This is a genomic window from Flavobacterium pectinovorum, assembly GCF_006438875.1.
Taxonomy (GTDB): Bacteria; Bacteroidota; Bacteroidia; order Flavobacteriales; family Flavobacteriaceae; genus Flavobacterium; species Flavobacterium pectinovorum_A.
This window is the reverse complement of the sequence record NZ_RCZH01000002.1, coordinates 220,960-246,374: the sequence shown is the minus strand read 5'-3', so window position 1 is coordinate 246,374 and position 25,415 is coordinate 220,960. Positions and strand designations below refer to the sequence as shown.

General features: G+C 34.1%; 25 protein-coding genes. 17 read left to right on the top strand and 8 right to left on the bottom strand.

The annotated features are described in order from the left end of the window. The first annotated feature begins 42 nt into the window (after positions 1-42). The 3 genes from EAH81_RS03380 to EAH81_RS03370 all read left to right on the top strand — a co-directional run bounded on the left by EAH81_RS03380 (position 43) and on the right by EAH81_RS03370 (position 2,548). Positions 43-654: a 50S ribosomal protein L25/general stress protein Ctc gene (locus tag EAH81_RS03380; protein ID WP_140503752.1), complete on the top strand. Its 612-nt coding sequence runs from the start codon at positions 43-45 to the stop codon at positions 652-654. A gap of 520 nt (positions 655-1,174) precedes the next feature. Continuing rightward, complete coding sequence (gene pth, locus EAH81_RS03375; protein WP_140503750.1) at positions 1,175-1,798, top strand: aminoacyl-tRNA hydrolase; 624 nt, start codon at positions 1,175-1,177, stop codon at positions 1,796-1,798. 138 nt (positions 1,799-1,936) lie between these two features. After that, positions 1,937-2,548: a superoxide dismutase gene (locus EAH81_RS03370; protein WP_140503748.1), complete on the top strand. Its 612-nt coding sequence runs from the start codon at positions 1,937-1,939 to the stop codon at positions 2,546-2,548. 565 nt (positions 2,549-3,113) lie between these two features. Here EAH81_RS03370 and EAH81_RS03365 read toward each other — a convergent pair. From EAH81_RS03365 to EAH81_RS03340, 6 genes are all read right to left on the bottom strand, one after another. After that, positions 3,114-5,012 carry an amidophosphoribosyltransferase gene (locus EAH81_RS03365; RefSeq protein WP_140503746.1) on the bottom strand — a complete coding sequence of 633 codons (1,899 nt, stop codon included), beginning with the start codon at positions 5,010-5,012 and terminating at the stop codon, positions 3,114-3,116. A gap of 84 nt (positions 5,013-5,096) precedes the next feature. Further along, positions 5,097-6,020, bottom strand: coding sequence for a PfkB family carbohydrate kinase (locus tag EAH81_RS03360; protein ID WP_140503744.1), 924 nt, complete (start codon positions 6,018-6,020; stop codon positions 5,097-5,099). Between the two features lie 211 nt (positions 6,021-6,231). Then, entirely contained in the window at positions 6,232-6,573 is a 342-nt protein-coding gene (locus tag EAH81_RS03355) for a type II toxin-antitoxin system RelE/ParE family toxin (protein WP_140503742.1), read from the bottom strand. Beyond that, positions 6,531-6,785, bottom strand: a complete 255-nt coding sequence (locus tag EAH81_RS03350) for a hypothetical protein (RefSeq protein ID WP_140503739.1) — start codon at positions 6,783-6,785, stop codon at positions 6,531-6,533. The genes EAH81_RS03355 and EAH81_RS03350 overlap by 43 nt, the downstream gene beginning before the upstream one ends. Positions 6,786-6,858: 73 nt before the next feature. Continuing rightward, positions 6,859-7,254: a hypothetical protein gene (locus tag EAH81_RS03345; protein WP_140503737.1), complete on the bottom strand. Its 396-nt coding sequence runs from the start codon at positions 7,252-7,254 to the stop codon at positions 6,859-6,861. Next, the gene (locus EAH81_RS03340) at positions 7,238-7,825 is read right to left on the bottom strand and encodes an RNA polymerase sigma factor (RefSeq protein WP_140503735.1); all 588 of its coding nucleotides are present in this window, start codon (positions 7,823-7,825) and stop codon (positions 7,238-7,240) included. Before EAH81_RS03340 ends, EAH81_RS03345 begins: the two co-directional genes overlap by 17 nt. Before the next feature lie 448 nt (positions 7,826-8,273). Between EAH81_RS03340 and EAH81_RS03335 the strand changes: the two genes are divergently transcribed. Beyond that, positions 8,274-8,621: a DUF6249 domain-containing protein gene (locus EAH81_RS03335; RefSeq protein WP_140503733.1), complete on the top strand. Its 348-nt coding sequence runs from the start codon at positions 8,274-8,276 to the stop codon at positions 8,619-8,621. 69 nt (positions 8,622-8,690) lie between these two features. On the opposite strand, the gene rnhA is transcribed toward EAH81_RS03335, so the two are convergent. Both rnhA and purN read right to left on the bottom strand, forming a co-directional pair. Next, positions 8,691-9,167, bottom strand: coding sequence for a ribonuclease HI (rnhA, locus tag EAH81_RS03330; RefSeq protein WP_140503731.1), 477 nt, complete (start codon positions 9,165-9,167; stop codon positions 8,691-8,693). Between the two features lie 134 nt (positions 9,168-9,301). Further along, positions 9,302-9,862: a phosphoribosylglycinamide formyltransferase gene (purN, locus tag EAH81_RS03325; protein WP_140503729.1), complete on the bottom strand. Its 561-nt coding sequence runs from the start codon at positions 9,860-9,862 to the stop codon at positions 9,302-9,304. A 175-nt stretch (positions 9,863-10,037) separates the two neighbouring features. On the opposite strand from purN, the gene EAH81_RS03320 reads away from it, so the two are divergent. From EAH81_RS03320 to EAH81_RS03260, 13 genes are all read left to right on the top strand, one after another. Beyond that, a complete protein-coding gene (locus EAH81_RS03320) occupies positions 10,038-10,274 on the top strand; it encodes an acyl carrier protein (protein ID WP_007137004.1) in 237 nt (78 codons plus the stop codon). Positions 10,275-10,514: 240 nt separating this feature from the next. Then, positions 10,515-11,768 (top strand): beta-ketoacyl-ACP synthase II, encoded by a 1,254-nt coding sequence (gene fabF, locus EAH81_RS03315; protein WP_140503727.1) that lies wholly within the window; start codon positions 10,515-10,517, stop codon positions 11,766-11,768. Positions 11,769-11,777: 9 nt separating this feature from the next. Beyond that, complete coding sequence (gene rnc, locus EAH81_RS03310) at positions 11,778-12,518, top strand: ribonuclease III (protein ID WP_140503725.1); 741 nt, start codon at positions 11,778-11,780, stop codon at positions 12,516-12,518. A 125-nt stretch (positions 12,519-12,643) separates the two neighbouring features. Then, positions 12,644-13,132, top strand: a complete 489-nt coding sequence (locus EAH81_RS03305) for an IPExxxVDY family protein (protein WP_140503723.1) — start codon at positions 12,644-12,646, stop codon at positions 13,130-13,132. Positions 13,133-13,137: 5 nt separating this feature from the next. Then, positions 13,138-14,568: a pyruvate kinase gene (pyk, locus tag EAH81_RS03300; RefSeq protein ID WP_140503721.1), complete on the top strand. Its 1,431-nt coding sequence runs from the start codon at positions 13,138-13,140 to the stop codon at positions 14,566-14,568. A gap of 649 nt (positions 14,569-15,217) precedes the next feature. Next, positions 15,218-16,873, top strand: a complete 1,656-nt coding sequence (locus EAH81_RS03295) for an arylsulfatase (protein ID WP_140503720.1) — start codon at positions 15,218-15,220, stop codon at positions 16,871-16,873. A 77-nt stretch (positions 16,874-16,950) separates the two neighbouring features. Then, positions 16,951-17,964, top strand: a complete 1,014-nt coding sequence (locus EAH81_RS03290; RefSeq protein ID WP_140503718.1) for an HAD family hydrolase — start codon at positions 16,951-16,953, stop codon at positions 17,962-17,964. Between the two features lie 93 nt (positions 17,965-18,057). Beyond that, positions 18,058-18,885, top strand: coding sequence for a hypothetical protein (locus EAH81_RS03285; RefSeq protein ID WP_140503716.1), 828 nt, complete (start codon positions 18,058-18,060; stop codon positions 18,883-18,885). A 33-nt stretch (positions 18,886-18,918) separates the two neighbouring features. Next, entirely contained in the window at positions 18,919-20,265 is a 1,347-nt protein-coding gene (locus EAH81_RS03280; protein WP_140503714.1) for a DUF1214 domain-containing protein, read from the top strand. Between the two features lie 28 nt (positions 20,266-20,293). Further along, entirely contained in the window at positions 20,294-21,763 is a 1,470-nt protein-coding gene (locus EAH81_RS03275; protein ID WP_140503712.1) for a DUF1254 domain-containing protein, read from the top strand. Between the two features lie 30 nt (positions 21,764-21,793). After that, on the top strand, positions 21,794-23,209 hold the full coding sequence (locus EAH81_RS03270) for a DUF1254 domain-containing protein (RefSeq protein WP_140503710.1): 1,416 nt from the start codon (positions 21,794-21,796) through the stop codon (positions 23,207-23,209). A gap of 32 nt (positions 23,210-23,241) precedes the next feature. Next, positions 23,242-24,642, top strand: coding sequence for a DUF2252 domain-containing protein (locus EAH81_RS03265; RefSeq protein ID WP_140503708.1), 1,401 nt, complete (start codon positions 23,242-23,244; stop codon positions 24,640-24,642). Between the two features lie 29 nt (positions 24,643-24,671). Next, on the top strand, positions 24,672-25,412 hold the full coding sequence (locus EAH81_RS03260) for a DUF2092 domain-containing protein (protein ID WP_140503706.1): 741 nt from the start codon (positions 24,672-24,674) through the stop codon (positions 25,410-25,412). Positions 25,413-25,415: the final 3 nt, after the last annotated feature.

Sequence of the window (25,415 nt, the reverse complement as noted above, 5' to 3'; positions counted from 1 at the left end):
AAACAAATTAGAATATTTATTAATAACTATATTTTTTTTACAATGAAATCGATTACAATTAAAGGATCAGAAAGAGAAAGCGTGGGCAAAGTGTCAACTAAAGCCTTACGTAATGCTGGAGCGGTTCCTTGCGTGTTATACGGAGGAAATCAGGCAGTACACTTCTCAGCAGACGCTGCAGCGTTCAAAAACTTGGTTTACACTCCAAATGCACACACAGTTGTGATTGAGCTTGGAAAAGGAAAATCATTTAATGCAATTTTACAAGACATTCAGGTTCACCCGGTATCTGACAAAATTTTACACATTGACTTCTTTCAATTATTTGATGACAAAGAAATCACTATGGAAGTTCCGGTAAAAATCGTTGGTGTATCTAAAGGTGTTCTTGCAGGTGGTGTTTTACGTTTAAACACACGTAAATTAAAAGTTAAAGCTTTACCTAAAGATCTTCCTGATTTTGTTGAAGCTGACATTACTCCACTTGAGATGGGTAACAAATTATATGTTACTAAAGTTGGTTCTCCAGAATACAAAGTGATGCACCCGGAGAACACTGTTGTTGCTCAGGTAAGAATTTCTCGTGCTGCTATGAAAGCTGCTCAAGAAGCTGCAAAAGCTGCAAAAGCTCCTGTAAAAGGAAAGAAAAAATAATTTTTTTTCAAATCAAATATCAAAGCATCAATCGAAAGATTGGTGCTTTTTTTGTTTTTAGAGGTTCTGAGTTTTCTTTAGTGTTGATTTTTTTAGGAGCAGAAACTTTATGGATTTTCAAGACCAGACGTTCCTGCCATACGCTATATCTTTTTCTTGCTAAAGAAGCAATAAAAAGGATGCCGCTTCTGTCAAGGGCTAGCGAGAAATTTAATTTTTTATTAGAAAAGAGCTTCAAAGGTTCAAAGAGACAAAGAGACAAAGAGACAAAGGAACAAAAGGATCAAAGTTTCTAGTATATCAAGCTGACATAAATGCGTGTAAAAGCGTGTTGGTAAATAAAAAATTCGCGTAAATCTGCTTAAATCCGCGTCATCTGCGTGCAATTCTTATCAACCTTGCTGTGAAATATTTTACTTAGTGATTTTTTTGGTTAAAAAATAAATTATCTAATTAATACATTTTCTAATTATCTAATCAACCAATTGCCACATTCTCTAATTAATCTTATTTTTGCCTCATGATAAAATGGATAACAAAACTGTTTTCATCACAAAAAGAAGAGAACATAGACAATATGAAAAAATATTTAATCGTAGGACTGGGTAATATTGGAGCCGAATACGTAAATACACGACATAACATAGGATTTAAAGTCGTGGATTTTTTAGCTAAAAAAGAAGGGATTTCTTTTGAAACTGCAAAGCTGGGTGCTTTGGCAGAATATAAATTCAAAGGAAGAACCTTTTTTCTGCTTAAGCCAAACACATACATGAACTTAAGTGGCAAGGCAGTAAAATATTGGATGGACAAAGAAAATATACCATTAGAGAATATATTGGTTATTACAGACGATTTAAACCTGTCTTTCGGAACTATCAGAATCAAACCAAAAGGAAGCGACGGAGGTCATAACGGATTGAAAAATATCAATCTTGTTTTAAACACGCAAGAATATACCCGTTTTAGATTTGGTATTAGCGATCAATTCAAAAAAGGACAGCAAATTGATTACGTTTTAGGGGATTGGGACGAAGAAGAAAAAGCAAAATTACCGGAACGATTAGAAGTAGCTTCAGAAATAATTAAATCTTTTGGAACAGCCGGATTAGAAAATACAATGACAACTTTTAACGGAAAATAAAGATTTACAACTGTTTAACTATTGAAAAATCAAATTATCAGTTAATTAAATCGAATTATAACGAAATAGTATTTTCTATTCCAAAGTTAAATGTTTAAATTTGGAATAAATTATTATAAATCATAAAATCATAATATCATGGCTTTTGAATTACCACAATTACCTTATGCATATGATGCACTAGAACCACATATTGATGCTCGTACAATGGAAATCCATTATACAAAACACCATAATGCATATACTACAAATCTAAACGCAGCAATTGCTGGAACAGATTTAGAAGGAAAAACAATCGAGAATATCTTAATCAATTTAGATAAAACAAACGCGGCTGTACGTAATAATGGTGGAGGTTTCTACAACCACAATTTATTCTGGACAGTTATGTCTCCAAACGGTGGTGGATTACCAACAGGTGATTTATTAGCTGCAATCGAAGATTCTTTTGGAACTTTTGACGAGTTTAAAGCAAAATTTGCTAAAGCTGGTGCTACACAATTTGGTTCAGGATGGGCCTGGTTAACAGTACAAAAAGGTGGTAAACTAGAAGTTGTAGGTACTCCAAATCAGGATAATCCATTAATGCCAGAAGTTGCTGGTAACGGTGGAACTCCAATCTTAGGAATGGATGTTTGGGAGCATGCTTACTATTTGAACTACCAAAACAGAAGACCAGATTATATTGAAGCTTTCTTCAGTGTAATTAACTGGACAGAAGTAGCTAGAAGATTTGCTTTAGACAAGTAAGATAAAAGAGTAAAGAATATAGAAAAAAGACGAGTGCCAAAAGGTGCTCGTCTTTTTTTTGTATTCTTTACTCTTTTAAAGAAAAATAAAAAAGACGGATGGCTTGATCGCTATCCGTCTTTTTTTTGCATATTAATTATGTTCAACAATCTTTATTCTTTGCTCTGTTTTCTTTCTTCTAAATATAAAATAAAAAAGGCGAAATCTCTTTCGCCTTTTTTGCCCCAAATCTACCATAAACTTAACCTACTAATGTTATGGTTCAGTAAATGTAAGACAGCTATTCGTATGAAAAAAATTTATTAGATGAATGGTAAATATATCCGACGAAAGGAATGTATTTTCTTATTAATGGGTGTAAATTCTTGTGGTAGAATTACTTGACTTTATTCCAATAAAAAAGGTGGAATTCCTTCCACCCTTTTTGCCCCAAATCTACCATAAACTTAACCTACTAATGTTATGGTCTTCCAAAAGTATTGTAGCTTTTCAATTTTACCAAACAAATAAGATGAACGGCAAAAAAAACCGATGAAATGCATAATTTAACCTTTTGTTAATACTTTTAGTACGCTCTTGCGTCTTTTCCTTCGTAAAAATTCATGAATGCTCTGTTCACAACACGGTTTCCTCCCGGTGTAGGATAATCTCCGGTAAAGTACCAATCTCCTAAATTTTTAGGACATGCAATGTGTAAATCTTCTACTTTTTGGAATATGATTTTTACTTCAGCGTTGATTTCCGGAGAGCTCAACATTTCGGCAATTTTATCTGAAACTTCTTCAGGAGTAAATGGATCGTAAATTGCAGTAACGTAATTCACAACATCAGTATCAATGTAGTTTTCCTGTGCTTTACATTTTGCATAAACTTCGTCTACGATATGATATAAGTTTCTTTCTTTTAATAAAGCCAAGGCTGCTCTAAAAGCCACAAGACCTTCCAGTTTTGCCATATCAATTCCGTAACAGTCAGGATAACGAATTTGTGGTGCTGATGAAACGATTACAATACGTTTAGGATTTAAACGATCCATCATTTTAATGATACTCATTTTAAGAGTCGTACCACGTACAATACTATCGTCAATGATAACCAGGTTATCTGTTGGTTTAATTACTCCGTACGTAACGTCGTAAACGTGAGCAACTAAATCATCACGGCTACTGTCCTCAGTAATAAAAGTTCTAAGCTTGGCGTCTTTAATAGCAACTTTCTCTGTACGAATTTTTACTGCCAATAATTCCTGTAATGTTTCGGCAGTAAGTGTATTTCTATTAGCTAAAATATAATTGTTTTTTCTCTGATTTAAGAAATCCTGAGCAGCTTCTACTAAACCATAAAAGGAAGTTTCGGCTGTATTAGGGATATAAGAGAAAACGGTATTGTCTGTATCACTGTCAATTGATTTAAGAACTGCAGGTAAAATTAATTTTCCTAAGTTTTTACGTTCTTGGTATATTTCAGCATCACTTCCTCTTGAGAAATAAATTCTTTCAAAAGAACACGCTTTCTTAACGGTTGGTTCCAAGATTTGCTCCATCGAAACTTTTCCGTTTTTTTTGATAATCAAAGCATTTCCCGGTTCGATTTCCTGAACGCTTTCAAAAGGTACATTAAAGACAGTTTGAATAACAGGTCTTTCAGAAGCGACTACTACAACTTCGTCATCCTGATAGAAATAAGCTGGACGAATTCCTGCAGGATCTCTAAAAACAAATGCATCACCATGACCTAATAATCCTGCCATTGCATAGCCACCATCAAGATTTTTAGCTGAACGTGCTAATATTTTTGCAATATCCAATCGGTCTGCAATTACCGGAGAAGCTTCTCTTTTAGAATAACCCTCTTGTTTGCAGTCTTGATAAAGCTGCATCACTTCTTTGTCTAAGAAGTGACCAATTTTTTCCATAACTGTAACAGTATCTGCCATTTCTTTTGGATGTTGTCCAAGTTCTACTAAATTTTCGAAAAGCTCTTTAACATTTGTCATGTTAAAGTTACCTGCTAAAATTAGATTACGGTGCATCCAGTTACTTTGACGTAAAAATGGATGTACGCTTTCGATGCTGTTCTTTCCGAAAGTTCCGTAACGAACGTGTCCTAAAAATAATTCTCCTATATAAGGAATATTTGCTTTTTGTTTGGCAACATCATTTGCATATTCAGGATGAGAAGTCATCTCTTCGTTGATACGCTCATTGATTTGTTTAAAAACGTCTTGTATGGGTTGTGCGTGATTGGAACGAACTCTGCTGATATAACGTTCTCCAGGTTCAACATCTAATTTGATGCTTGCAAAACCTGCTCCGTCTTGCCCACGGTTGTGTTGCTTCTCCATCATCAGGTACATTTTTTGTATCCCGTAAAAAGCAGTTCCGTATTTTTCTTTGTAATATTCAAGCGGTTTAAGAAGTCTAACTAAGGCTATACCACATTCGTGTTTTAAAGCGTCGCTCATTGTGTTTTGTATTTTGTGTTGTTGTTGTAAGTTGTGTGTATTAACGTAATAAAAAAGCCCCGTTATTAGCGAGGCTTTCGGGCATTATATTTCTATGTCAAACTGAGTTAACGACTTAAATTGTTGTAATCGAATCGCTACTTCTGCTTTGCTTAATGTTTCCATCCTTTCAGTTCCAAATTTCTCCACACAAAATGAAGCTAAATTTGAACCGTAAATAATTGCGTTTTTCATGTTGTTAAACGAAATGTTTTCGCTTTGTGCAATGAATCCTGAAAAACCACCTGCAAAAGTATCTCCTGCTCCTGTTGGATCAAAAACATCTTCTAGCGGTAATGCCGGAGCAAAGAAAACCTCTCTATTATGGAATAAAAGTGCTCCGTGTTCTCCTTTTTTGATCACCACATATTTTGGTCCCAATTCCTGGATTTTGTTAGCCGCTTTTACTAATGAATATTCACCTGAAAGTTGTCTTGCTTCTTCGTCATTGATTGTGATCACGTCTACACGTTTAATTACATCAAGTAATTCCGGTAAAGCGCAATCCATCCAAAAGTTCATAGTGTCTAAAACAACTAATTTTGGTTTTTTCTCCATTTGATCCAAAACACTGCTTTGTACTAATGGATGTAAGTTTCCTAACATCACAACATCAGCATCTTTATAGTTTTGAGGTACTTTTGGTTGAAAATCAGCCAAAACGTTTAGTTCCGTTACAAGAGTGTCTCTGGAATTTAGATCGTTGTGGTATAAACCGCTCCAGAAAAAGGTTTTTCCGCCTTTTACAATTTCGATACCAGAAATATCAATATTTTTTGAAGTTAAAAGATCTAAATGTTCTTGTGGAAAATCGTCGCCAACTACAGAAACAATGGCCGATTGTAAGTTAAAAAACGATGCTGATAAACCAATGTACGTTGCAGCACCACCTAATATTTTATCTGTTTTTCCGAAAGGAGTTTCAATCGCGTCGAAAGCAACCGTTCCAACAATCAATAATTTATTCATTTTATGAATTTCGAATTAGGGTGCAAAGATACTTCATAAGTTACAATATTGCAACGGTTTAGGTTCTCAAAATTTTCATAAAAAAATAATATCGTTTTCGGAGCTAAAACTATTGTAAATGAGAGAATTATACTTCAATCTTTTGAAGGATTAAAATATGTTTTTAGGTTTTAAATTGCAAGTTTTATTTTCGAAAAATGCTTTGAAAATTTTATTTGAGTTGTCTAAAAGATGAAGTTTTTCTTTTTCCGCTTAAAACGCCAAGGATCGTAACGTGACTGTTTTTGAGCTTAAATATAATTAGCCAGGTTTTGTAAGTGGCTTCTCTGTAAATTTTCGTTTTAGTTGGAATATTTTCGCATTCAGAATAAATCAAAGGATTGTGAATTATTTTATTCATTGCTTTATTTATACCGGTACCAATTTTAACCGCATTTAAAGGCTGGTGTTTTTCGAACGCAATATAATCCACAATTTCTTCTAAATTTTGAAAATATTTTTCAGATATTTCTAACGTATATTGTTTTGAATTTTCAGCTTTTTCTCTTCCCATTTTTCATTAAATTTTTCTAAAGACATTGTTGGAGATTTTTCAGCAATTTCTATCCATTTTGCAAATTCTTCTGGGGATAAACTACTTTCAATTTGATCGTTTTCATCTTCAAAATCAATAGATACTTTCAATGCTTTTCCAACATAATTTTTTGGAATCTCAAAAGAAAGATTAACAATTTTATCTTTGGGAGTAATGGTTTTTTGTATCATTTTATAAAAATTAAAGGCTTTACAAAATTACAACAAATTGAATTTCAAATTAGTTAAAGTTTTGTTTTTAATTCTACAATTCATACTTCTTATCAAAATAATTCTTCAAAATTCCAATCTGAACCAAAATCATAAAAGGAACTATTAATAGCGCATATAATATATTCTTAGAAATATGAATTCCAGAAAATAGAGCAGAAGCTTTATCTGAATATATTTTGGCTATTTCAAAATTAGAAATATCATTATTTGAATAAACAGAATAAGCAGTCAAAGCAACTAAAGTTATACCAATAAATACCCATGTTGTTTTAGATATTAAAGGTTTGTAAGCTTTGACTTTGCTCTTTTCAAGTTTTAAAACCTGAGACATTATTCTTGAAGTAAAGTCAATAGAAGGTGATTCCAAAGTGTTTTCGGACATCATTTTATCAATAAGATTCTCTATGTTTTTATCGCTCTCTTTCATAACACGCTACTATTTCTGGTTCTAATTGCTTTTTCAAAATTACAGCTAATTTTTGTCGGCTCCTAAATAATTTTACTTTGACATTATTAGCATTAATGCTCATGATTTTTCCGATTTCTTCTAAACTCTGATCTTCAAAATAAAATAAAGTTAGCAGAAAATTCTCTTCACTTGGTAATAAATCCAAACAATTCTGAATCGTTTGCTTTCGTTCTTTTTCTTCCAAGGCACTTAAAGCATTATCCATCGTTTTAATTAAATGTGCCGAAAATTCGTCTATAGATATATTAAGGTCTTCTTTTTTATTTTTCTTCAAAGAATCCAGACACGTATTATAAGCTATCTTATAAATCCAGGTCGAAAATTTAGAATCACCTTTAAACTTACCTAAAGAATTATAAATTTTGATAAAAGTATCTTGGGCAACTTCTTCGGCTTCTTCTCTGTTTTTGATCATTTTTAGAGCCAATGTATAGATCATATTTTTATAACGATCAACCAGCACGGCAAACGCATTGGTTTCTCCCTGCAAAATTTTATCGATATAATGTTGATCAGGTATTGTGCTCATATTATATAGGACGACGCGTTCTATGTTTAGGTTACAAGATTTTGAGAATAAATTCCAAATTTTTCAAATTCCAAATTCCAATATATAATAGGTGTAGATCTTTGTCAAAGTTTTAAACTTTGACAAAGATTAACTTCAATATTTGTCATCTCGACGAAGGAGAGATCACACTAGAAGCTCCGCAAACTAAATCACCAATCGTTGTCGAGTTTCGCGTGTGATCTCTCCTTCGTCGAGATGACAAATATGCCGATGCTAATTTTGTCTTTTTTAAACTTTGTCAGAATTTTAGCTTTTTGAAAAATAATTATAAACTCAAAATTAACTCATAATCAGTAAGTTTTGAAATTTAGAATTTAAAATTTGAAAATTTTTCAATTTTGTTGTAACCTCAATTCAAAAGATGTCGTCCTATGGGTATATCAATCAATTAAAAAAATATAAAATTATGGGACCTGACATTTTAATACCAATAAGCATGTTTCTGATGATTTTCGGAATTGTTTATCTTATTTACTCCACAAGAAACAGAGAGCGTTTGGCACTTATAGAAAAAGGAGTCGATGCGAGTATCTTTTTAAAAGGAAGAACTAATGGAGTTCCTGCCTGGAAAATCCTTATTTTGAATACGGCTTTTCTTTTAATAGGTATTGGACTTGGATTTTTTATTGCTTTATTTCTTACGACTTACACACAAATGAATTCAGATGTTGTGTATCCGGCGACAATCATCACGATGTCAGGAATTGGTTTGCTTGTGGGATTTCACAGAGCAAAAGATTTGGATAAAGAATAAGATCGTTTAAGTTAGTACCATTAACGATTATAACGCGCCGGAAATACTTGTTCCCGGCGCGTTTTTGTTTTATGATTTTGAGCCGATGGTTTCGTAATAAACATCGACAGAAAGATTTTTTTGCATAGCTGCCATAACGGCCAATTCGTCGCAACGCTCATTTTGTGGATGGTTGTTGTGACCTTTGATCCATTTAAAATCGACTTGATGTTTGCGATAAATGATTAAAAAACGTTTCCATAAATCAGGGTTTTTTTTGCCTGTGTATCCTTTTTTCTCCCAGCCAAAAACCCATTTTTTTACAACAGAATCAATTACATATTTAGAATCTGAAACTATTAAAACCTTCATATTCGGTTTTTTTAGTTTTTCAAGACCAACTATTACCGCCAATAATTCCATTCTATTATTAGTCGTAAGACGAAAACCTTCGTAGAATTCTTTTTTATGAGGTGTTCCAACCAATTCCATTACTACACCATAACCTCCATTTCCGGGATTTCCTTTTGCAGCGCCATCAGTATATATATGTACTTCGTGATTCATTTTAGACTTCTTAGATTTTTAGATTATTAGACTTCTTAGATTTTTTTTGGACTTCTTAGATTTTTAGATTCCAGACTTCTTAGATTAAATATTTATAATCTAAGAAGTCTTATGTCTAAGAAGTCTAAAATCTATTATTCTAGTAATCTTGAAATAATTTCCGGAAAATACTTTTGTTCCAGTTCGTGAATCTTTTCGGCCACTGTTTCTGCGGTATCTTCGTCTGTAAGGGTTACGATTTTTTGAAAAATGATTCCGCCTTCATCATAATGTTCATTTACAAAATGAATAGAAATTCCGGTTTCTTTTTCTTTATTATTAACTATAGCTCTGTGTATGTGCATTCCATACATTCCTTTACCTCCGTAATTTGGTAAAAGCGCCGGATGAATGTTGATTATTTTATTAGGATATTTCTCGATTATATTTTCGGGAAATTTCAATAAGAAACCTGCAAGAACTATCAGATCCGGGTCGATTTCTTGTATTTTTTGTAATACATTTCGTTCCAAAAGTTCGGTTTTTGAGAAGATTTCGACTGGAATTTGATGATTTTTTGCTCTTTCGATAACTTTTGCCGAAGCATTATTTGTAAAAACCGAAACGACGCGGGCAATTTTGGTTTTTGCAAAATATTTTATGATGTTTTCAGCATTAGTTCCTGATCCTGAGGCAAAAACAATAATTTTTTTCATAATCAAATTTAGTTTGAGAATGCAAAAAACGGAATAAAAATCGAAAATAAATAGTATTAAAAAGTCTTTCTTGAAATTAATTTTATAAATTAGTGTTACATTTATAAACTAAATAGTTGTTTTAAAATAAAGTTTTTTATTTTTGCCAACAAATTAAATTCTAAAATTAAAGATTATGTCAGACATTGCATCAAGAGTAAAAGCGATTATCGTAGACAAATTAGGTGTTGACGAAAACGAAGTTGTAACAGAAGCAAGCTTCACTAATGATTTAGGAGCTGACTCATTAGACACTGTTGAGCTTATTATGGAATTCGAAAAAGAATTTGATATTCAAATTCCAGACGATCAAGCAGAAAACATTGCTACTGTTGGTCAAGCTATTTCTTATATCGAAGAAGCTAAAAAATAATAATACCGCACCCGATTTCTAAAAATCCCAATTTTTGAAATTCCAAATTCCAAATTGGAATTAGATTTTTGACTTTTGAAATTTTTAAGAATCGGGTGTTATTATTTTTTTTAAAATTTAAATTTCGATTGATTTTCAATCAAAAAGATATATTTATATTGTAATGCCCATGGCTCTTAAGTAAACAATACAGTTAAGAAAGCGTGGGTTTTATTTGTTTAAAGTACAAAATACATATTTATGGCGTTAAAGCGAGTTGTTGTAACAGGATTAGGTGCTCTTACTCCTATCGGGAATAATATCCAGGATTATTGGGAGGCACTTGTGAATGGGGTTAGCGGAGCCGCTCCTATCACGTATTATGATACAGAGAAGCATAAAACGAAATTTGCCTGCGAAGTAAAAAACTTCAATATTGAAGATTACATGGATCGTAAGGAATCTCGTAGATTAGATAAATTCGCTCAATATGCTGTTGCTGCAAGTGATGAAGCTATTAAAGATGCTGGACTTACTAATGATAATATCGACAAAACAAGAGTTGGTGTTATTTGGGGAGCAGGAATTGGTGGTTTAGAAACTTTTCAGGAAGAAGTAATTTATTATGCAAAAGGGGATGGAACTCCTAAGTTCAATCCATTTTTTATCCCTAAAATGATTGCCGATATTGCACCAGCACACATTTCGATGCGTAATGGTTATATGGGACCAAATTATACTACTGTTTCTGCATGTGCATCTTCTGCAAATGCATTAATTGATGCTTTCAACTACATTCGTTTAGGAATGTGTGATGTTATTGTATCAGGTGGTTCAGAAGCTGCTATTACCATTGCTGGTATGGGAGGTTTTAACTCAATGCATGCTTTATCAACAAGAAACGAAAGTCCGGAAACGGCTTCAAGACCTTTTGACGCTACCAGAGACGGTTTCGTTTTAGGAGAAGGAGCAGGAGCTTTGGTTCTTGAAGAATACGAACATGCAAAAGCAAGAGGAGCAAAAATTTATTGCGAAGTTGGTGGAGGCGGAATGTCATCTGATGCTTACCATTTAACTGCACCACATCCGGAAGGAATTGGTGTTATTGCAGTAATGAAAAATACATTAAGAGATGCTGGAATGACTCCTGAAGATGTTGATCATATCAATACTCACGGAACTTCTACTCCGTTAGGAGATGTTGCCGAATTAAAAGCGATTAGTGCTGTTTTTGGTGAGCATGCAAAAAATATCAATATAAACTCTACAAAATCAATGACAGGACACTTACTTGGTGCTGCCGGAGCTATTGAGGCAATTGCTTCAATTTTAGCAATGCAACACAGTCTTGTTCCTCCAACTATTAATCATACAGTAGTTGACGAGAACATTGATCCGTCATTGAATCTTACCTTAAACAAACCTCAAAAAAGAGAAGTAAATGTTGCTATGAGTAACACTTTTGGTTTTGGTGGACACAATGCATGTGTATTGTTTAAAAAATTAGTTGACTAATTTCTGTATATGAATTTTATCAAAAAAATATTTTCTAAATCCCGTTCTCTAGAAGACGGGATTTTTTTTGACACTATTCAGAAAATCCTTGGTTTTCAGCCTGCTAATATCGATTTTTATAAGAAAGCTTTTACGCATCGATCTTCAAATAAATTAGACGAATCAGGACATCCAATAAATTACGAACGATTGGAATTTTTAGGAGACGCTATGTTAAGTGCTGTAATAGCAGCACATCTTTTTAACAAAGCACCAAATGGCGACGAAGGTTACTTGACTAAAATGCGATCTAAGATTGTGAGTCGCGAACATTTGAATGAATTAGGTAAAGATTTAAATCTGGTTCGGTTTGTAGAAAGCAAAGTGCCAATTCAGCATTTTGGAGAAAATATTCATGGTAATATTTTCGAGTCACTAATAGGAGCAATTTATTTAGACCGAGGATACTCATTTTGCGAAAAGTTTATTCAAAAAAGAGTTGTTACACCTTACGTTGATATTGCACGCCTGGAAGGAAAAGTAATTAGTTATAAAAGTTTAGTTATCGAATGGTGTCAGAAAGAGAAGAGAATCTTTCATTATGATATTTTTGAAGATAATGGTATAGATGGCCAACGCTTATTTGGCGTTAAATTAAGTATAGACGATAAAGTAATCGCAAGAGCGCGTGCAACTTCAAAAAAGAAGGCAGAAGAAAAAGCATCACAAAGAGCTTATTTTGCATTTCAGGAAAAAATAGATAAGAAATAACGACAAATTTATCGTAACTTTCTTAAAGCTATAACGTTTTCGTTTATAAATTAACAAAAACATACACATCAGAACTATTGAAGCTTCGATAGAAATGGTATATTTACACCTTGATTTTTCATGATATGGCTATTCATAGATTGGATTTAGACGAATTTGACGAAATTGATTATTATTTAATGGCAATTCATACTTCCTTAGAAGATTATAGATTGGCTTATTTTATCAATAAAAACCTTCCGATAAACTTAAGTAAGAGCAAAAACGAGATCCATGCTCAAACTAAAGAAGGCGAGGCAAATTTTTCGAGATTTTATTATTATGATTCTGAGAAGGCTATTTCATGGAATTTAATTCAGAATAAAAATGAAATCATTTCTGTGAGTAAGAATGATCTTCAAGATTTGTTTTCCAATGAGACAAGTGAGGTCTCCACAACAATTCATTTACTTCCTGAATTCAAAAAAGTAGATTTTTTCCTGAAAATAGAAAATAGTGAAGAGACTATTGATTTTTCAGAAATTCAACAACAATTAAATACCATCGAAAGTATTGCAGCAATTTATGTTGTAGATACTAACAAAATAAAATCAAAAAACAATCTAATTTTTTAAAAAAAATGTTAACAAACAAGAAAACCAAAATTGTTGCTACACTTGGGCCTGCATGTAGTACGAGAGAGATTATCAAGGATATGATCGATGCAGGTGTTAATGTGTTTAGAATCAATTTTTCGCATGCAGATTACGAAGGTGTAAAGGATAAAATTAATATTATTAGAGGTCTAAACGAAGAGTTTGGTTACACAACTGCAATCCTTGGAGATTTGCAGGGACCAAAACTTAGAGTGGGTGTAATGGAAGAAGGAACGGTAGTAAATGATGGTGATATAATTACTTTTACAACTGCTGAAGATATTATAGGAACAGCTCAAAAAGTGTTCATGAAATATCAAAATTTCCCAAATGATGTTAACGCAGGAGAGCGTATTTTGCTTGATGACGGTAAATTGATTTTCGAAATTATTTCTACAGATAAAAAAACAGAGGTTGTTGCTAAAGTAATTCAGGGTGGAGAATTAAAATCTAAAAAAGGGGTTAATCTTCCAAATACTAAAATTTCTTTACCGGCTTTAACTGAAAAAGATATTGCTGATGCAATTTTTGCTATTGAGCAAAAAGTAGATTGGATCGCACTTTCGTTTGTAAAAACACCACGCGATTTACAAGATTTACAAGAATTGATCGCTAAGCATTCAGAATATAAAATTCCGATTATTGCTAAAATTGAAATGCCGGAAGCTCTTGAGAATATAGATAAAATTATAGCATATTGTGACGGTCTAATGGTAGCACGTGGAGATTTAGGAGTTGAACTTCCTGCACACGAAGTACCATTGGTACAAAAAGATTTGATCCGTAGAGCAAAAACGGCTAGAATTCCGGTTATCGTTGCTACACAAATGATGGAGACAATGATTACAAGTCTGACTCCAACAAGAGCTGAAGTAAATGACGTTGCAAACTCTGTAATGGATGGAGCTGATGCTGTAATGTTGTCTGGAGAAACTGCTACTGGAAATTATCCGGTACAAGTAATTCAAAAAATGACACAAATTTGTGAGGCTGTTGAGGATTCTGAATTAATTCATGTTCCACAAAACACGCCACAAATCAAAACAAAACGTTTTATCACTAAAACAGTTTGTCACCAAGCGGCTTTATTAGCTAATGAAATTAAAGCAAAAGCAATTTGTACTTTAACAAATAGTGGTTATACAGCTTTCCAAATTTCTGCATGGAGACCATCTGCACATATTTTGGTATTTACATCAAACAAAAGAATATTGACACAATTGAATTTGTTATGGGGAGTAAAATCATACTTCTATGATAAAGACGAAAGTACAGATGATACTGTAACTGATGTTAATGAAATTGCAAGAGAAAAAGGATTTGTTGTAAAAGGAGATTATTTAATCAACCTTGCAGCGATGCCAATTAAAGATAAAGGAATGGTTAATACCATGAGAGTTTCTGAAATAGAATAGTTTTCTTTTTTAAAGATTACCCTAAAGCCATTCGATACGTCGAATGGCTTTTTTTATGCTCAATTTTGACATTTGAGGGAAAATGTAATTACTTTTTCTACAAATATTTATACTGAATCAAGGCGTATAAGCAAGTATTTTTGAGGCTAATTTTAGCTAAAAACCCTTAGTTTTTTTTCAAAAAGAACCAAATTAAATGTAAAATCATTTTTTTGGCAAAATGCTGCTCGCTTTTTAATAGCTTTTCCTAAAAAATAGATTAATAATTTAAAGTTTTATCCTTCGAACTTTATTTTTTCTCTTACAAAACGCAAAATCTAACTTCCTAATTAAATGATTTTTGAGTGTTTCATTTTATAAAATGAAACATCATGGAGCAAAAAAAAATATTTTTAACGTTTCATTTTATAAAATGAAACAATGTCAAGCCCTATAAATACGATTGTTAACTTTTTTATTAGCTAATTTTGAGAAACTTAAAAAAAAGTTAAGAAAATTCCTGTTTCAAATTCCCTACAATTAATGATGTTTAAAATTTGAAACATTCCATTAAAATTTGAAATAAATTTTCCTTTTCTAAAAATTAAAAAGCCTTTTATAGGTATATGAATCCAATAACAAAAAAGAATTATTAACAAATTTTATCATCATGAAACAAATCAGATTTAAATGTGGATTTAAGAATGCGATAATACTATTTGCATTAGCGGGTCTTTCCAGTACACAAATGGATGCCCAAAACGCAAAAAAACCCAATATTTTAATTATTTGGGGAGATGATATTGGTATAAGCAATATTAGTGCGTATAGCGATGGATTAATGGGGTACACAACTCCCAATATTGATAGACTTGCGAACGAAGGAGAGCGTTTTTTACATTATTATGGAGAACAAAGCTGTACAGCAGGACGTGCTGCATTACTTACAGGACAACACGGTCTTCGTACTGGTTTGACTAAAGTAGGATATCCGGGTGCACCAATGGGTATGAGTCAATTAGACCCATCTATTGGAGGTATTATGAAAAATTTAGGTTATGCTACAGGTCAGTTTGGTAAAAACCACGTTGGTGACCGTAACGAGAACCTTCCAACAGTAAATGGTTTTGATGAATTTTTTGGAAATCTATATCACTTAAATGCCGAAGAAGAGCCAGAATTGCCGGATTATCCTAAAGATCCTGCATATTTAGCAAAATTTGGACCAAGAGGAGTTTTAAAATGTAAAGCCACAGACAAGGATGATGCAACAGTAGATCCTCGTTTTGGAAAAATTGGAAAACAAACAGTTGAAGATACAGGTCCTCTTACCAAAAAAAGAATGGAAACTATAGATGATGAAACATCTGCTGCTGCCATCGATTATATGAAAAGACAAAATTCTGCAGGAAAACCATTTTTTGTATGGTTCAATGCAACCCGTATGCATTTACGTACACATGTCAGACCAGAACACAGAGGTAAATATACACATGGGGATAGTGAATATATTGACGGTATGATCGAACACGATGCTACTGTTGGTGAAATCTTAAAATCATTGGACGATATGGGAATTGCCGATAATACTATCGTAGTATATTCTTCTGATAATGGTCCACACATGAACAGCTGGCCTGATGGAGCAATGACACCTTTCCGTTCTGAGAAAGATACCAACTGGGAAGGAGCTTTCCGTGTACCTTGTATCATACGTTGGCCAGGAGTTGTTAAACCGGGAACCGTTACAAATGAGATGATGTCTCATAATGACTGGATGCCAACATTAGCATCAATTGCAGGTGAGCCGGATTTGACTAAAAAATTATTGACAGGTTATAAAGCAAACGGTATTAACTATAAAGTACATCTGGATGGTTATGATCAATCAGCATTTTTAAGAGGGACTACTCCAAAAAGCGCCAGAACTGAATTTTATTATTCTGATGATGATGGATTGCTTGTAGGAATGCGTGATGGAGATTATAAATATGTATATGCTGAGCAGCGTCGTGAAGGAACTTTGGCTGTTTGGGCAGAACCTTTTACAAAATTAAGATTGCAAAAAATATTCAATTTGATGCAAGATCCATTTGAAAGAGCTGATATTACTTCTAATACTTATTATGACTGGCAGCTTAATCATATTCCGTTAATCTATGGAAATACGGATAAAGTGGTAAAATTTGCCATGACTTTCTTAGATTATCCACCACGTTCTATTCCGCCAAGTTTCTCTGCGTACACAATCATGCAAGAGGTACTGGATGATATAAAACTTAAAAAAGCAATTAAAGGAGCATCAGAGCCTTCTAAGAAAAAATAAAAATATAATTTATTAATAAAAGATAGCTTGAGTTACCCCGTAACTCAAGCTTTTCAATAATTTAAAAAATCAATATCATGTATAAGAAAATATATATATTGCCCTTATTTTTATTTTTGCTGGTTTCGTTTAATAAAGCTGATAGCACTACAACTACACGTACTTCAGACCCTATAAATTTTGTAAAAACCTCAGATCCGCTGCCAAGTTGGAATGATGGTGATTTGAAAAAAGCAATTATTGCTTATGTAACTAAAGTAACCAAAAAAGGAGGCCCGGATTTTATTCCGGTTGAAGACAGAATTGCCACTTTTGATAACGACGGAACACTTTGGGCTGAGAAACCTTATGTTCAGGAATTATTTGCTTTTTACAGAGTAAAGAAAATGGTTGAAGCTAAACCAGAATTAGCTCAAAAGCAACCTTTTAAGGCTGTTGTCGAAAAAGACAAAACTTATTTTGAAACAGGAGGAGAGAAAGCTCTTATAGAATTGGTTGCGGCAACCCATACCGGTATGACCGAAGATGAGTTCGAAGCCGACGCGAAAGAATTTTTTACAGGAGCTAAATATCCGGGAAAAAATGTTCCGATAAAACAAATCAGATACCAGCCACAGTTAGAATTATTGAACTATTTACGTGCAAACGGATTCAAAACATTTATTGTAACCGGAGGAACAATCGAATTAGTTCGTGCCGTATCAGCTGATTTTTATGGTATTCCAAAAGATCAGGTTGTAGGAACTTCTTTTAAATACAAATTTGATGATGCTACAAATAGTATTCAAAGAGAACCTGCTTTGGATCTTTTAAATGATAAGGAAGGAAAACCTGTGGGTATACAATTGCACATTGGTCAACGTCCTGTTTTTGCCTGTGGAAACGAAGGTGGAGCTGGCGATCTTGCCATGCTAAGATATTCTCAGGGAAGTAAATATCCTTCATTTCAAATGATTGTCAACCACGATGATGCTGCCAGAGAATACAGTTATCAGGAAAAAGATAATTTATCCTTAAATACTGCTGCTAAATATAATTATCATGTAATTAGTATTAAAGACGATTGGAAAAAAATATTCCCGGACAAATAATCTGATTCGAATAAAAGCTTAAAATGAAACAGTTTTTGAAAGCTGTTTCATTTTAATTTTTGAAGCGATTACAAATTTTTAAATCAAACGATTATGAAACTTACAAGGTCTTCTACTGCTATCAAGTTATTTTTTAATACAGCTTTTTTTCTTTTATATTTTGTGGCTTCTGCACAAGAAGACTCAAAAGCAGGCGCGAGTGCTCAGGAATTGGCAGATAAACTGGCAAACCCGGTGGCCAGCCTTATAAGTGTGCCTTTACAAAATAATCTTAGTTATGGTATTGGTCCTTACAACGGATCAAAGTATACGATAAATATACAGCCTGTAGTTCCGTTTAAATTAAGTGATAATCTAAATTTAATAACGCGTTACATCCTTCCGGTTGTAGATCAAAGAGATATTACGGGCGAAAACACGCATCAATTTGGACTAAGCGACGCTACTGTAACTGCTTTTTTTGCACCTAAAACAAAGGGAATTATTTTCGGATTCGGACCTGCTTTTTTGGTACCAACTGCTACAGATAAATTTTTAGGGACAGAAAAATTTGGAGTAGGACCAAGTGTGTTGGTCATGCATCAGGGCAAAGGACTTTCTCTGGGTTTCTTAGCCAACCAAATATGGTCTGTCGCCGGAAATGAAAATCGTTCTGATTTTAATAGTTTTTATACACAAATCTTTCTTTCGCACAGTTACAAAAGCGGAGCCAGTTTAGGGGTAAATGCTGAAATAACTCAAAATTGGGAAGCAAATACAACTTTGATTTCCTTAAATCCTTCAATAGGAGCGGTTACGAAATTAGGAGATCAAGTGGTTCAATTTGCTGTGATGCCTCTAATACCTATCGTAGGGCCTCATGAAATTAAACCTGACTGGGGATTAAGAGCTGTGGTTGCTTTTGTATTTCCAGGTTCGTAAAAAATAACATTTTCAATTTTTAAAACGACTTCCATGAAAAAATCACTACTTATAATAGTTGCCTTGTTTCTGTTTGTTAGTTGTAAAAAAGAAGCAACAACTCAGGACGCAACAACCGCAACTTCTGAGACAAATGCAGTTCCAACAGATCAGGATATTGTAGATGCCTATATTTATTTATACGCAAGATATTTTGTAATTCAACAAGAAAATTATGATATCAATGTAGAAAAGGCAGGATACAATAAAATCAAATACAATCCGCTTGGTTCAGCTCAATTTGTAAATCCAAATTTAGATGTGGCATATCTGGAAGCATGGATTGCTGTAGATGCAGCTCATGCAGTAATTTTAAATGTTCCTAAAATTGAAGGACGTTATTACACCGCACAAATATTAGACGGTTGGGGAGAAGTAATTGTTAATATCAATGAACGTAATTTTCCTAAAACACCTTATGGAAAATTTGCCTTGGTCTTAAAAGGAAGCAATCCAACTATTCCTGCCGGAGCTGTAAAAATCGAGCTACCATCAGAAAAAGTAAAAATGCTGGCTCGTGTAGAGTTGAAAGGAACTCCTGCTATAGCACAAAAACTTCAAAAGCAATTTACGTTTGATGTTCCTGACGGAATCAAAGTGGCACCACCAATTACTATTCCTGATTTTACTCCAAAAAAACCAATTGACGGAGTAATATTCGATAACGCGCAAGAAGTAATCTCTTCTTATCCGGATGTAATGCCAAAAGCAAAAGAATATCAGGCAAAAGTTGCTGCTGTTGCGGCTTATCGCAATACAGATGATAAAGCTAAAGCACGCGTTGATGAAATTGTAAAAACCAAAGCGATTCCAACCTTTTTATCTGGTGCAAAAGGTTTTGGAACTCAAAAAGGAGGATGGTCAGTATCATATGCTGCAGGTAATTTTGGGAACGACATATTAGCTCGCGATATTATTAATTATGGTGGTTTATGGGCTAACAGAGTAGAAGAAGCAATTTATTTTGTTGGACTTATGGATACTAATAAGCAATTATTGAGTGGAGATAAAGTTTATGAAATTAAATTTCCAAAAGAAGCGCTTCCGGATTTAATGGTCAATGCATTTTGGTCTGTGACCTTGTACAGTGTTCCTGATTACAGAGTGGTTGACAATAAATTAAAAAGATTTAATCTGAATAATGTCTCGGGTTTAAAGAAAAATCCTGACGGGTCTTTAAGTATATGGCTTGCTTCATCACTGCCTAAAGGCGCCATAGAAAGTAACTGGTTGCCAACACCAGCAGGAAAAGGTTTTGCTTTGACAATGCGAATGTATGTTTCTAAAAAAGGAGTTCTTGACGGACAATGGTTTCCGGCTCCAATTGAAGAAAAGAAATGATTGCCTGTAATTTCCAAAAATAAATTTTATGAAAAATAAATCGCTTATTCTTTTAGTTTCAGCTGCTATAATTTTAGTTGTTGGATGTGAAAAAAAGACAACAATAAACGAAACTGCAGCTGTGTCTTCTGCAGGATCAGAAGTGAAAATGGATGGTGAACTGCCTTCAAAAGAATCTATTCCTGCTTTATTTGACGAAATGGATTTTCAACAAGCAACCCAATGTTATTTATGGGGATTGCCAATTGTGGCTTTCGCCGAATGGCAGCAAATTCATTATAAAACTTTTAATGCATCAAGTAATGATTTGGTTTTTTATAATTCTTATAACGATCGTTTAGGGATTTTGACAGGAAATGCCACAACTCCCTATATTATGTCGTTTATAGACCTGAAAGCAAATGGACCAACGGTTATCGAAATGCCTGCAGGTCACACTGCCGGCGGATTAGGAGATTTTTGGCAACGTGAGCAGGCGGTAATTGGAGAAATGGGACCGGATAAAGGAAAAGGTGGGAAATATCTATTGGTACCGCCAACAATGAAAGACTTTAAACCTGCAGGTTATTATATAGTTCCTTGTGCAACGGTAAATATGTTTTTTGGTTTTAGAGCATTAGATCCGGATCCAAAAGTGACAGAAACTTTGGTAAAACAAGTTAAAATTTATCCGTATGATAAACGAGCCAATCCAACACCAACAAAAGTGGTTAGCCCACCGGCAGGAAAAAAATGGTACGGAATTCAACCAACCGGAATTGCCTATTGGGAACGTCTTCATGCTATTTTGCAAGATGAACCAGTTGAAGAACGCGATCGTTTTTTTATGGCTTGGCTTAGAAATTTAGGAATCGAAAAAGGAAAACCTTTTGCTCCGGACGAACATCAGAAGAAAATTTTGATTGCTGCTGCTGCAAAAGGACAACAAATGGCAATGGCAAATTCGTTCAACAAACGATTTGCAGATGTAAAACACTGGCCGGATAAAAAATGGGATTATGTAATGATTATCAAAGACCCATCGCAACATGCTGATAATTATGATGAGTTCTTCGAAAGAACATCGTATTTCTATGAAGCCGTTACGTATTCAAAAGCTATGATTACCAAAACACCAAATGTAGGTCAGGCGTATTTAGGGTCTTATTTTGATAATAACGGAAACTGGCTGGACGGTGCTAAAAACTACACTTTGAATATTCCTGCAAATCCACCGGCAGTTAATTTTTGGTCGATTACGATTTACGATTCAGCAACACGTTGTTTGATCGATAATGATCAAAAAAATGCCGATTTATCTTCTCGTAAGGATTTAATAAAAAATACAGATGGATCAATCGATTTGTATTTTGGACCAAAAGCACCAGCCGGAAAAGAGAAAAATTGGGTACAGACCATTCCGGGAAAACACTGGTTTACTTATATGCGTTTCTACGGACCAACTGCCGCTTACTTTGATAAAAGCTGGAAAATGGATGATATTAAAGAAGTGAAATAAAGATTTTCTTAATTTTAAACATCATTAAAAATGAAAAAAGCACTCTTAATAATATTAGTTTTTATTGCTGTTTTTTCTTGTAAAAAGAAAGAAACCGAAAGTGCAGAAACAGTTTCAGGAGAAATGCCAGCAGTAGCAATCACAAAATCTGCTGATTCTGCGAGAGAAATTGCTAAGGAAGCCTGGACATATGCTTTTTCTATGGCAATGAATTATAGAACGATGCATTTGTATGCATTAGATAAAACTTATCCGGATTATGCAGGAGGTTTTAATAAATTCAAACACTACGATAAAATTTTTACAGCAAAAGATACTGCAGTAGTAACACCAAATAATGACACTCCTTATTCCTGGGCAATTTTAAATCTTACAGATGAACCAGTAGTTTTAGAAGTTCCGGAGGTAAAAGACAGATATTATTCTTTTCAGTTTGTTGATTTGTACACCTTCAATTTTGCGTATGTAGGCAGTCGTGCTACTGGAGATAAAGCGGGTAAATACCTCATTGCTGGTCCGGATTGGAAAGGCGAAAAACCGGATGGGATTGATAAAGTAATTCAGTCAGAAACGAACCTGGTTACTTTATTAGGAAGGACAGAATTGAAAATGGCAGCGGGAGATGTTGAGAATGTAAAAAAATTACAGGCACAATATAAATTGACTCCGTTACATGAATTTATAAAAGAAGCTATTCCTGCGAAAAAGGAATTTGCTTTGCCACTTCCTGAATTTAAAGAGGCAGATTTGGTTTCAGCTTCCTTCATTGGACTAACGAATAGCTTATTGCAATACACATCTGTAAATCCTGTAGAAACCGAATTGAGAGCAAAATTTGCCAGAATAGGAATTGTACCGGGTAAAAAATTTGATCCAAAAGAATATACTCCTGAAGTATTAAAAGCAATTACCGAAGGCGCTCAATTAGCCGGAAAAGAATTAAAAGAAGGAACTGATAAATTAGCCAATGCGACAGATTTATTTGGAACTCGCGAAATGATTAATGGCGATTATTCGAAAAGAGCTTTGGGTGCAGCGGCAGGTTTGTACGGAAACACAAAAGAAGAAGCCGTTTATATTGGGACGAGATCTGATAAAGCCAATAAATTTTTATCAGGAAAAAACAAGTATGTAATTCGATTCCCGAAAGGACAAACACCACCTGACAAATACTTTTGGAGTATTACTTTATACGAATTACCAAGTCGGTTTTTAGTTCCAAATGCTATAAATCGGTATTCTATTGGAGACCGAACTACAGGTTTAAAATACGAGCCAAATGGAGATCTGGTGATTTATATTCAGCGCGAAGCTCCAAAAGGAAAAGAATCAAACTGGTTACCGGCTCCTAAAGATGCTTTTTATTATTTGATTAGAATCTATGGTCCGGAGGAATCTATTTTAAACGGAACATGGAAAGCTCCGCAGCCGGAACAAGTAAAATGATGGTATAAACGAGACAATTTAAAAGATGTATTATGGCAGAAAAATTCACAGATGATAACGAGAATTTACTTGATCCTGCAACATCAAAAGCGGCACGTTTTGATACAGGTGTAGCTATTAGAAAAATTGTGCCTCGTTCAACACATCAGGAATGGACGCCACCTGAAAATCGTGAAGATCCGGTCGAAATTCTAATCAAAACAAGTATTGGAAGAATCGAAAATTTATTGCCTATTCGCTATAGCCGAATGATGGAATCTCCTTTTGCATTTTACAGAGGAGCTGCCGCAATTATGGCCGCCGATCTTGCAAATACACCAAACACAGGAATAGATCTTCAGCTTTGTGGAGATTGTCATTTAATGAACTTTGGAGGATTTGCAACTCCGGAACGTAAATTAGTTTTTGATATTAACGATTTTGATGAAACACATCCTGGACCTTGGGAATGGGACGTGAAAAGACTTGCAGCCAGTTTTGTGATTGCCGGAAGATGGAGAAAATTCACCAATAAAGTTTGTAAAGAATTTGCCTGGAATGTTGCTGATAGTTACAAAAGGCATATGTTGGAATATAGCAAATTATCGGCATTGCAAATTTGGTATGCTGATATTGACCTTGCCGAATTGATTGAAAGAGGAGATGACGAAGAGATAAAATCGTTCCAACAAAAACGAGTAAAAAAAGCAGCAGAATATACAGCACACGAGAAAGAATTTGCAAAAATGACCTATCAGGAAGGTTCGCGAGCAAGAATAAAAGATGATCCACCTTTGATTTATCATCCAACAGGAGAAGACGGAAAAAGGATTTTAAGAGAAGCAGGAATAATCCACACAAGATATCTTGAAACATTGTCAGATGAAAAAAAAGTCCTGTTAAGCAGATACAGTCTTCATGATTTAGCAATAAAAGTTGTAGGCGTAGGAAGTGTTGGTACGCTTTGCGGAATCAGCTTATTAATGTCGGCAACAGGAGAACCTATTTTTTTACAATTTAAAGAAGCAAGACAGAGTGTTCTAGAACCTAATGTAAAAGCCAAAGGAAAATACAGCCATCAGGGCGAACGAATTGTTAGAGGACAAAAGTTGATGCAATCAGCGTCAGATATGTTTTTAGGATGGACAAACGATGATCAGGGTAAGTTTTTTTATATCCGTCAGCTCCGGGATGCCAAGGTAAAACCTGTCCTTGAAATAATGAAAGCCAAAAACATGGCAGATTATGCAAAAGCCTGTGGATGGGCACTTGCAAGAGCACATGCCCGTACGGGTGATCCTTCGGTGTTATCTGGTTATATGGGAAAAAGTAATGAATTTGCTAATGCAATTTCGAGATTTTCTATTTCGTATGCCAGCCAAAATGATTCCGATTATAATAGAATGTTAGAAGCAATAAAAGAGGGAAGATTACCTATTTCGACAGAAGTCTAACCTTTCATTAATTAATAAAAATAGAATATATGAGTAAAAAGTTTTTGTTTTTGATGGGCTTTGTGATAATGGCAGTCACAACAAATAGCCAAACACAGCGTATCGATTCGACGGCTGTTTTTCTGTTACATCGCACTGGAGAAACCTTGCAGGATATTAAATCTTGTGGTTTTACAGCAGTGACAACTTATGATATTCCAAATGAAAGTTTAGGACTCATAAAACATGCGATAACAGATAAAGTCGCTATTAAGTTTCCGGATAAAATGAAGGTTACTTCTACAGGTGACAAAGGGAATCGAGGTTTGTGGTATAACGGAAAAAAATTAAATTACTATTCGTTTGATAATAATACGTATGGTTTTACAGCCGCGCCGGGATCTGTAATTGAAACGATCGATGAGGTTAGTAAAAAATTCGGGATTGAATTTCCGGGAGCTGATTTTTTCTATCCTACTTTTCTGGAGGATCTTCTCTCAGAAAAAGGCAGTTTAATATTCTTGGGAAAAACGATAGTCGATGGACGTGAGTGTTTTCATATTGCGGGAAGTGATAAAACAAAAAGTTTTCAGTTTTGGATAGGAAGTGATGATTTGTTTCTACCCGTAAAAATGGTAATCATCTATACTTCAGATAAAGACAAGCCACAATATGAAGCTCTTTATAAAGATTGGACCATAAATACTGATTATCCGGATTCAATGTTTGAATTTACGACGCCGCCAAAAGCTACGAAAGTGAAGTTAGCGCCTAGAGAAAACACCAAATAATCC

Bases quoted from the DNA above. Each gene is read 5' to 3' on its own strand.
- EAH81_RS03345 (WP_140503737.1), bottom strand. From the start codon at position 7,254: ATGAAAGAGAGCGATAAAAACATAGAGAATCTTATTGATAAAATGATG.
- EAH81_RS03285 (WP_140503716.1), top strand. From the start codon at position 18,058: ATGAAACTTACAAGGTCTTCTACTGCTATCAAGTTATTTTTTAATACA.
- EAH81_RS03365 (WP_140503746.1), bottom strand. From the start codon at position 5,012: ATGAGCGACGCTTTAAAACACGAATGTGGTATAGCCTTAGTTAGACTT.
- EAH81_RS03265 (WP_140503708.1), top strand. From the start codon at position 23,242: ATGGCAGAAAAATTCACAGATGATAACGAGAATTTACTTGATCCTGCA.
- EAH81_RS03355 (WP_140503742.1), bottom strand. From the start codon at position 6,573: ATGGGAAGAGAAAAAGCTGAAAATTCAAAACAATATACGTTAGAAATA.
- EAH81_RS03335 (WP_140503733.1), top strand. From the start codon at position 8,274: ATGGGACCTGACATTTTAATACCAATAAGCATGTTTCTGATGATTTTC.
- pth (WP_140503750.1), top strand. From the start codon at position 1,175: ATGATAAAATGGATAACAAAACTGTTTTCATCACAAAAAGAAGAGAAC.
- EAH81_RS03380 (WP_140503752.1), top strand. From the start codon at position 43: ATGAAATCGATTACAATTAAAGGATCAGAAAGAGAAAGCGTGGGCAAA.
- rnhA (WP_140503731.1), bottom strand. From the start codon at position 9,167: ATGAATCACGAAGTACATATATATACTGATGGCGCTGCAAAAGGAAAT.
- EAH81_RS03295 (WP_140503720.1), top strand. From the start codon at position 15,218: ATGAAACAAATCAGATTTAAATGTGGATTTAAGAATGCGATAATACTA.
- EAH81_RS03305 (WP_140503723.1), top strand. From the start codon at position 12,644: ATGGCTATTCATAGATTGGATTTAGACGAATTTGACGAAATTGATTAT.
- EAH81_RS03280 (WP_140503714.1), top strand. From the start codon at position 18,919: ATGAAAAAATCACTACTTATAATAGTTGCCTTGTTTCTGTTTGTTAGT.
- purN (WP_140503729.1), bottom strand. From the start codon at position 9,862: ATGAAAAAAATTATTGTTTTTGCCTCAGGATCAGGAACTAATGCTGAA.
- EAH81_RS03350 (WP_140503739.1), bottom strand. From the start codon at position 6,785: ATGATACAAAAAACCATTACTCCCAAAGATAAAATTGTTAATCTTTCT.
- EAH81_RS03370 (WP_140503748.1), top strand. From the start codon at position 1,937: ATGGCTTTTGAATTACCACAATTACCTTATGCATATGATGCACTAGAA.
- EAH81_RS03320 (WP_007137004.1), top strand. From the start codon at position 10,038: ATGTCAGACATTGCATCAAGAGTAAAAGCGATTATCGTAGACAAATTA.
- EAH81_RS03360 (WP_140503744.1), bottom strand. From the start codon at position 6,020: ATGAATAAATTATTGATTGTTGGAACGGTTGCTTTCGACGCGATTGAA.
- pyk (WP_140503721.1), top strand. From the start codon at position 13,138: ATGTTAACAAACAAGAAAACCAAAATTGTTGCTACACTTGGGCCTGCA.
- EAH81_RS03260 (WP_140503706.1), top strand. From the start codon at position 24,672: ATGAGTAAAAAGTTTTTGTTTTTGATGGGCTTTGTGATAATGGCAGTC.
- EAH81_RS03290 (WP_140503718.1), top strand. From the start codon at position 16,951: ATGTATAAGAAAATATATATATTGCCCTTATTTTTATTTTTGCTGGTT.
- EAH81_RS03270 (WP_140503710.1), top strand. From the start codon at position 21,794: ATGAAAAAAGCACTCTTAATAATATTAGTTTTTATTGCTGTTTTTTCT.
- EAH81_RS03275 (WP_140503712.1), top strand. From the start codon at position 20,294: ATGAAAAATAAATCGCTTATTCTTTTAGTTTCAGCTGCTATAATTTTA.
- EAH81_RS03340 (WP_140503735.1), bottom strand. From the start codon at position 7,825: ATGAGCACAATACCTGATCAACATTATATCGATAAAATTTTGCAGGGA.
- rnc (WP_140503725.1), top strand. From the start codon at position 11,778: ATGAATTTTATCAAAAAAATATTTTCTAAATCCCGTTCTCTAGAAGAC.
- fabF (WP_140503727.1), top strand. From the start codon at position 10,515: ATGGCGTTAAAGCGAGTTGTTGTAACAGGATTAGGTGCTCTTACTCCT.